The sequence below is a fragment of the Kitasatospora sp. NPDC092039 genome (genome assembly GCF_044756065.1).
Taxonomy (GTDB): domain Bacteria; phylum Actinomycetota; class Actinomycetes; order Streptomycetales; family Streptomycetaceae; genus Kitasatospora.
The window spans coordinates 272,665-279,941 of sequence record NZ_JBIVSD010000011.1 but is presented as its reverse complement, the minus strand read 5'-3'; the positions used below and the strand labels follow the sequence as shown (position 1 = coordinate 279,941).

Genomic DNA, 7,277 nt, shown 5'->3' with positions numbered 1-7,277 from the left:
ACAGCGCCGATGGTACTGCAGGGGGGACCCTGTGGGAGAGTAGGACGCCGCCGAACAATCATTGCTGAAGAACCCCCATCCGGGACCCCGGATGGGGGTTCTTCGCGTTTCCGGGCCGACATCGTCAATTGCCGCCCCGGCGGGACAGCCAGCTCCGTCGACGCGGTGCGGCCACCGTGGCGGAGGTCGGCGGGTGGAGGGCGGCCACGGCGCTGCGGATCAGGATGCGCACCCCCTCGGCGGCCGTCTCCGCCGCCATCGACGCGCTCCTCTCCTGACCGGACGTCTGGCTGGGCAGGTACGGCAGGCGGACGAACCCGCCGCGCAGTTCCGGGCGTTCGGTGGCGATCAGGTGTGCCAGCCCGTAGAAGACGTGGTTGCAGAGGTGGGTGCCGGCGGTGTGCGAGAGGGTGGCCGGGATCCCGGCCTGCTGGACGGCCTCCACGCAGGCCTTCACCGGCAGGGAGGAGAAGTACGCGGCCGGGCCGTCCGGCACGACCGGCTGGTCGATCGGCTGATGGCCCTTCCGGTCGGCGGTTCGGACGGCGTCGTCGAGGTTGACCGCCACCCGCTCGACCGTCAGGTCCGGGCGGTTGCCGCCCTGGCCCGTGGCGATGACCAGGTCCGGCCCGAACCGGGCGACCGCCCGGCGCAGTTCGGCGATCGAGTCGCCGAACGCCCAGGGCAGCTCGGCGAACTCCAGGGCCACTCCGGCCGGCGGACCGGCTGCGACCAGCCGGCCCGCCTCCAGCGACGAGTTCAGTCGATCGCGGCCGAACGGTTCGAAGGCGGTCAGCAGGACGCGGATGATGGCGGACCTCCCAGCTTACGGGATCGTACGGACCCGATTTGTGCCGTTCGAGCGTAGAGCCGTCCCGAATGTCCCGGCAAGCCCCACTGGTTCCCGATGGACACCATGACCTGAATTCGCGTCAGGTCCGGCTCAGCGAACCAGGTCCGGCTCAGCGCATCAGGTCCGGCGCGGTGCACCAGGCCGGGTGCGGCGCATCAGGTCCGACGCAGCGCGCCGTCCGCACGGAGGGAGGCGAGCGTGGGGTAGCCGTCGACGGCCATCAGGAGGTCGGCCTCGGCGAGCAGGGAGCGCAGCACGTGCACGATGCCGTCGGTGCCCTCCAGCGCCAGCCCGTAGGCGTACGGGCGGCCCACGCCGACGGCGGTGGCGCCGAGGGCGAGCGCCTTGACGACGTCGGTGCCGGAGCGGACGCCGGAGTCGAAGAGGACGGGCAGGCCGTCGGCGGCCGCGACCACGCCGGGGAGCAGGTCGAGGGCGGCCAGCCCGCCGTTGGCCTGGCGGCCGCCGTGGTTGGAGCAGTAGACGCCGTCGACGCCGCCGTCCCGGGCGCGGCGGACGTCCTCGGGGTGGCAGAGGCCCTTGAGGACGATCGGCAGGTCGGTGAGCGAGCGCAGCCACGGCAGGTCGTCCCAGGTCAGCGGGTTTCCGAAGACGGCGGCCCACTCCAGGACGGCGGCCTGCAGGTCCTCCTCCGGCGCCTTGGCGAGCCGGGCGCGGAACACCGGGTCGGAGGTGTAGTTGGCCAGGCAGTGGCCGCGCAGCTGCGGGAAGTTGGCGGTGGCCAGGTCGCGCGGGCGCCAGCCGGTGACCCAGGTGTCCAGGGTGACGACGATGCCCCGGTAGCCCGCGGCCTCCGCCCGGTGCACCAGGCTCTCGGCCAGTGCCCGGTCGGTCGGGGTGTAGAGCTGGAAGAAGCCGGGGGTGTCGCCGAACTCGGCGGCCACCTGCTCCAGCGGATCGACCGTCAGGGTGGAGGCGACCATCGGCACGCCGGTCCGGGCGGCGGCGCGGGCGGTGGCCAGGTCCCCGTGGCCGTCCTGGGCGCACAGGCCGATCACCCCGATCGGCGCCATGAACAGCGGGGTCGACAGGCGCAGGCCGAACAGCTCCACCGAGAGGTCCCGCGTGCTCGCGCCGACCATCATCCGCGGCACCAGGCCCCACCGCTCGAAGGCGGCGACGTTCGCCCGCTGGGTGGACTCGTCGCCGGCCCCGCCCGCGACGTAGGAGAGGACCGAGGGCGGCAGCGCGGTGCTCGCCCGGGCCTCCAGGTCGGCGGAGGCCATCGGCATCGTCGGCAGGACGCCGCCGAGACCGCGCAGGTAGATCTCGCTCTGGTAGTCGCCGAACCGCCCGTGGAACGCCTGGTGCCCGTGGAACGCCCGATGGGTCTGCTGGCTGTCCATCCGCTGGCCGTCCTTCCGCCCTCGCCCGCCCGGGACCGTCCCGGCCGGCGGTGCCGTCAGCCCGCTCCCGCCGTACGGGTGGACGGGCTGACGGCACCCCGGCATTCTCACCACGGACGGACCGGAGGGCCAGGGTCCGGCGACGGGTGCGTGGCGGCGGCGTCCACGGCGCGGGGTCACTGCGCCGGTTCGGGACGGACCCGGTGGCCGTACCGCCGCACAGTGGCGGCGGCGAGCAGGGCGACCGACCCGCCGAGCAGCATGACGGTGCCGGGGGAGGAGTGGTCCACCACCAGGCCGCCGGTCAGCGCGCCGATCGAGAAGCTCGCCTGGAACGCGGAGGTGAACACCACGCCGGCGCCCTCCGGGGCGTGCGGGGCCGCGGCGAGGAACCAGCTGAGCGAGCAGACCGGGACGGCGCCGTACGCCACGCCCCAGAGCGCCAGCAGGACGGCGGCGCCCGGACCGGCGGTGCCCAGGAGGGGCAGCAGCAGGGCCGCGCCGGCGAGCAGCACGGCCGCCGCGCCGAACACCGGCCGCAGTGCCCGGGCCGCCCGGCCGCCGGCCAGGAGGTTGCCGAGCAGTCCGGCGGCGCCGTAGACGAGCAGCAGGGCGGTGATCAGACCGGGGCCGGCGTGGGTGGTTCCGGCGAGGAAGGGCGTGACGTAGGTGTAGCTGCCGAAGTGGGCGACCACGATCAGGAAGGTCACCGCGACGCCGGTACGGGTGCCCCCGCCGGCCAGCAGACCGCGCAGCACGCCCAGCCCGGTGACCGTCAGCGGGGGCAGCGGCGGCAGCGACCGCAGGAGGGCGGCCAGGGCGAGCAGGGTCAGCGCGGCCATCGCGAGGAAGGCCGCCCGCCAGCCGGCCAGCGAACCGAGGAACACCCCCGCCGGCACGCCGAGCACCGAGCCGAGCGGGACGGCCGAGAAGATCACCGTGTTGGCGCGCGCCCGCCGGTGCTCGGGGACGAGGCGCGGGGCGAGCCCGGAACCGATCGACCAGAACGCCCCGATGACCAGGCCGAGGGCGACCCGGGCGGCCAGCACCGCCCAGTAGGCGGGGGCGAACGCGCTGAGCAGGTCCGCCAGGGTCAGGACCAGCAGCAGCGCGCAGAGCATGGTCCGCCGGTCCGCGCGCCTGGTCGCGACGGTCACCACGGGTGCGGCCACCGCGGCGACGATGCCGGGCAGGGTCATCATCAGCCCGGCCGTGCCGTCGGAGATCCGGAAGGTGGTGCCGATCGGGGTCAGCAGGCCGATCGGCAGGATCTCGGTGGTGACGATGGAGAACACGCCGGTGGTGACGGCGAGCACGGCGAGCGTGCCGCCGTCCCGGGCGCGCGGTTTCCGGGAGGGCGGCTCCGGGGCGGGCGAGGGAGTGTAGTGAACGGTGGTGCCGGTCGGCATGTCGGAGGTCCCGTCGACGGGTGGTGGGTGTCTGACCCGAAGTCCACCAATTCGACGGGGGGTTGGGCTGGCGTGAATCCGACGTCAACGCTTCCGGGCCGGTTCGGCGGCCCGGCGTCGTGCGGCGGTCGGGCGGTCGTCGGTGCCGCCGCGCTGCACGGCGGCCCGGCGTTCCCCGGCGCTCCCGCGCTCCGCGGCGAGGCGGCGCTGCTTGGCGCGGTGGGCGAGCACGTCCAGGATGCGCTGCCAGGTCGGCGAGGCCTCGGCGATCCGGGAGAAGATCACCTCCTGGTTCCCGGGCCGGCGGTTGTCCCGCCCGTGGGCGATCTCCCAGGCGTCCAGGTCGTCGATCAGCCGGTCCACCCGCGGATCGTCCGGTTCCCAGTCGAGCGACTGGTCGCAGAGCAGGAACAGCCGCAGCGTCCCGGGGTCGTCGAAGCTGGCGTTCTTCTCCCGGATGCCCTGGCGCATGGCTTCCGGGTCCAGGGTCTGGAGCAGGATCCAGGTGTCGCGTTCGAGCAGCACGGACCGTTCGCTGACCCCGAGCGCGCGCATCCGGTCCAGGATGGCGACCACCTCGGGCGGCAGGGCGAGCCGCTCGCCGCTCGCGAGGTCGGCGATCCGGCGGCGGTGCTCGGCGAGTTGGTCGATCCGGCGCTCCAGTTCGGCGTCGAGATCGGTGACGGCGGCGGCGAACTCCTCCGGCTCCGCCCGCAGCAGCGCGTCGATCCGGGCCAGCGGCACCCCGGCGTCGGCGAGCGTCCTGATCCGGATGAGGTCCACTGCCGCCTGCGCGTTGTACCGGCGGTAGCCGGAGGCGTCGCGCTCGGGCTCGGGCAGCAGCCCGACCTGGTGGTAGTGGCGGACGGTGCGCACGGTCACGCCGGCGGTCGACGCGAGTTGACCGATCGTGAGCACCGGTACCGCTCCCCTGTTGAAAGCCCGTCGAGATCGACGCCGAGATCGACGCCGAGATCGACGCGACGGTTGACGACGAGGTCGAAGTCTAGGCGCGGCCCGCCCGGTCCACGACGTCGCGGATCGCCTGGACCACGTCGTCGACCCGCTCGAAGACGAACTGGCTGTGGCCGGTGTCGGTGAGGATGCGCTGCTCCCCGTTCGAGACCGAGTCGGCCATGGCCGCGTACAGCCGGGCCTTGCCGTCGTGCATCGCCTGGAGGAGTTCCTCCGACATCAGCGCCTGCTGGCCGGGGTCGATGCCGAGCGGGGTGAGCGCGATCAGCGGGACGTCGGGCAGGTCCGCCCCGGCCCGCAGCTCGACGGCCAGGTCGGCCATCGAGGCGCGTTCGGCCATGCCGGCGTGGATCCAGCGCTCGCTCACGTGGTACTCGACCACCGCGTCCCGGACGTCCGCCGGGTAGTCCACGAGGAGCTCCGCGGCCATCTGCCGGATGGCCGGGAGGGCCTGCCGCAGCTGTGCCTCGGTGGGCGACAACCGCGCGCTGGCGGCCAGGCTGCCCTCGGCGGGCACGTAGTCGTCCCAGTCCCGGTGGAACGCGTCCAGCCAGACCAGCCCGGCCACGTCCTGCGGGTAGAGCTGCGCGAACCCGTGGGCGTAGGCGCCGCCGAGCGAGTGCGCGACCAGGACGTACGGGCCGGGAACGCCCTGGGCGCGCAGCAGTTCGCGCAGCTCGGTGGCGACCTCGGCGGCGGTGCGCGGCAGCGGGGCGTCGTCGCTGAAGCCCGTGCCGCCGCGGTCGTACACCACGGCGGTGGTGAACTCCGAGACGCCCTGCTGGACGCCGAAGTAGTCCAGGCCGATCGCGCTGGCGCCGGGCAGGAGGACGACGGCGGGCCCGCCGCCGCCCTGCCGGTGCAGGTAGAGACGGCGGCCGTCGACCTCCTGGAAGCCGCCGATCGGGGGGTGGAGCGGGGTCGGGGTGGTGCTCTCGTTCGTCATGCGGCAAGCCTCCAACCCTGACGTAGCGTCAAGGTCAAGCGGCTGTCTCCGGAGGCTCTTCGCGGGCACCGTCCCGGCCCTTCGGGGGCGGTGCGGGGGCCTTCGCGGGCAGCCCGGAGGCCCGGTCGGCGTCGTCCGGCCGGGTTTGACGGCGGTCCGGGCTTCCATCACCCTTCCACTAATCGAATAGTGAAAGGGTACTTTGCCGATGCCCGTTTCCTCCTCCCCGCCCGCCGCGCCATCCACCGTGCCTTCCGCAGCGCCGTCCGACCGGGCTGCGCGACCCGCTCGGCCCGCGCGGGTCGCCGTGCTCGCGCTGGCCGTCCGGCGGGTGAAGCCCCTCGTCTGCCGCCCCGCCGTGCTCGCCTGGGGCCTGGCGGCCGGGTTCGCCGCGCTCTACGCCTGCGTCGCCGTCAACCGGCACCGGCGCGGCCTCACCAAGGCCTACGACCTGGGCATATTCGAGCAGGCCGTCCGGGCGTACGCCCACGGGCAGGCGCCGGTCGTGCCGCTCAAGGGGCCCGGCTACCACCTGCTCGGGGACCACTTCCACCCGCTGATCGCCGTCCTCGCCCCCGTCTACCGGGCCTTCCCGGGCCCGCTCACCCTCGTCGTCGCCCAGGCGCTGCTGATGGCGCTGGCCGTCGTCCCGCTGACCCGCTGGGCCCACGAGGTCGCCGGGCCCCGGGTGGCGCTGCTCGTCGGCTGCGCCACCGGGGCCTCCTGGGGGATCGTCCGGGCGGCGGCCGACGACTTTCACGAGATCGCCTTCGCCGTCCCGCTGCTCGCCTTCGCGGCCACCGCGCTCGGCCGGCGCCGACCGCTCGCCGCCGCGCTCTGGTCACTGCCGCTGCTGCTGGTCAAGGAGGACCTGGGGCTGACGGTGGCCGCCGTCGGCGCCCTGATCGCCTGGCAGGCCCGGCGGGAGCGGCACCGCAGCCCGCTGCCCGGGCTCGTCCTCGTCGCCGTCGGCCTCGCCGCGACCGCGCTCGCCGTGCTCGTCGTCCTGCCGGCGTTCAACCCGGGCGGGGGATTCGACTACTGGCGTCAACTGGACGGCGGCGGGCAGCCCTCGCCCTGGTCGCTGCCGCTGCGGCTCGGCTGGCCACCGGTCAAGTGGCTGCTGCTGTTCCTGCTCGCCTCGACCGCCGGCTTCGTCGGACTGCGCTCCCCGCTCCTGCTGCTCTGCGTGCCCACCCTCGCCTGGCGGCTGGCGTCGTCCAACCCGCACTACTGGGGCGTCAGTTACCACTACAGCGCGGTGCTGATGCCGATCGCGGTCGCGGCCCTGGTCGACGCCCTGCGCCGGGTGGACGCGAGGCGGGCGAGGCGGGCGCTCGCCGTCAGCGCCCTGGTGACCGCCGTGACGCTGCCGCTCTACCCGCTGCACGAGGTGGTGATGCCCGAGGCCTGGCGCACCTCGCCCCGGCTCACCGAGACCCGGGCGCTGCTCCACCGGATACCCGACGACGCCACGGTCGCCGCCTCCAACCGGCTCGCGGCGCAACTGACCGGCCGGGCGGAGGTCACCCTGGTGTGCCGGGCGCCGGAGGGCCCCGGACCGCAGTGGGTGGCCGTCGACCTGCGGGACCCGAGCGTGCAGGCCCCGTGCGCCACCGCCGACACCGCCCGGATGCTGGCCGGCTACCGGGAGCGCGGCTACCAGCCGCTGATCGAGCGGGACGGCCTGCTCCTGCTGCAGCGCCCCTGAGGGTTCGCACGGGGCG

The 7,277-nt window shown here is 74.5% G+C and carries 6 protein-coding genes; 1 reads left to right on the top strand and 5 read right to left on the bottom strand.

Annotation, left to right across the window (positions count from 1 at the left end; genetic code table 11):
• Positions 1-124: 124 nt before the first annotated feature.
• From pcp to ACIQI7_RS22945, 5 genes are all read right to left on the bottom strand, one after another.
• Positions 125-811 (bottom strand): pyroglutamyl-peptidase I, encoded by a 687-nt coding sequence (gene pcp, locus ACIQI7_RS22965; protein ID WP_401112915.1) that lies wholly within the window; start codon positions 809-811, stop codon positions 125-127.
• 197 nt (positions 812-1,008) lie between these two features.
• Positions 1,009-2,220: an alpha-hydroxy-acid oxidizing protein gene (locus tag ACIQI7_RS22960; RefSeq protein WP_401112898.1), complete on the bottom strand. Its 1,212-nt coding sequence runs from the start codon at positions 2,218-2,220 to the stop codon at positions 1,009-1,011.
• Between the two features lie 176 nt (positions 2,221-2,396).
• Complete coding sequence (locus ACIQI7_RS22955) at positions 2,397-3,629, bottom strand: MFS transporter (protein WP_401112896.1); 1,233 nt, start codon at positions 3,627-3,629, stop codon at positions 2,397-2,399.
• An 84-nt stretch (positions 3,630-3,713) separates the two neighbouring features.
• Positions 3,714-4,547: a MerR family transcriptional regulator gene (locus tag ACIQI7_RS22950; protein WP_401112894.1), complete on the bottom strand. Its 834-nt coding sequence runs from the start codon at positions 4,545-4,547 to the stop codon at positions 3,714-3,716.
• 88 nt (positions 4,548-4,635) lie between these two features.
• Entirely contained in the window at positions 4,636-5,550 is a 915-nt protein-coding gene (locus ACIQI7_RS22945) for an alpha/beta fold hydrolase (RefSeq protein WP_401112893.1), read from the bottom strand.
• A gap of 331 nt (positions 5,551-5,881) precedes the next feature.
• Between ACIQI7_RS22945 and ACIQI7_RS22940 the strand changes: the two genes are divergently transcribed.
• The gene (locus ACIQI7_RS22940; RefSeq protein ID WP_401112891.1) at positions 5,882-7,261 is read left to right on the top strand and encodes a DUF2079 domain-containing protein; all 1,380 of its coding nucleotides are present in this window, start codon (positions 5,882-5,884) and stop codon (positions 7,259-7,261) included.
• The last annotated feature ends 16 nt before the right edge of the window (positions 7,262-7,277 follow it).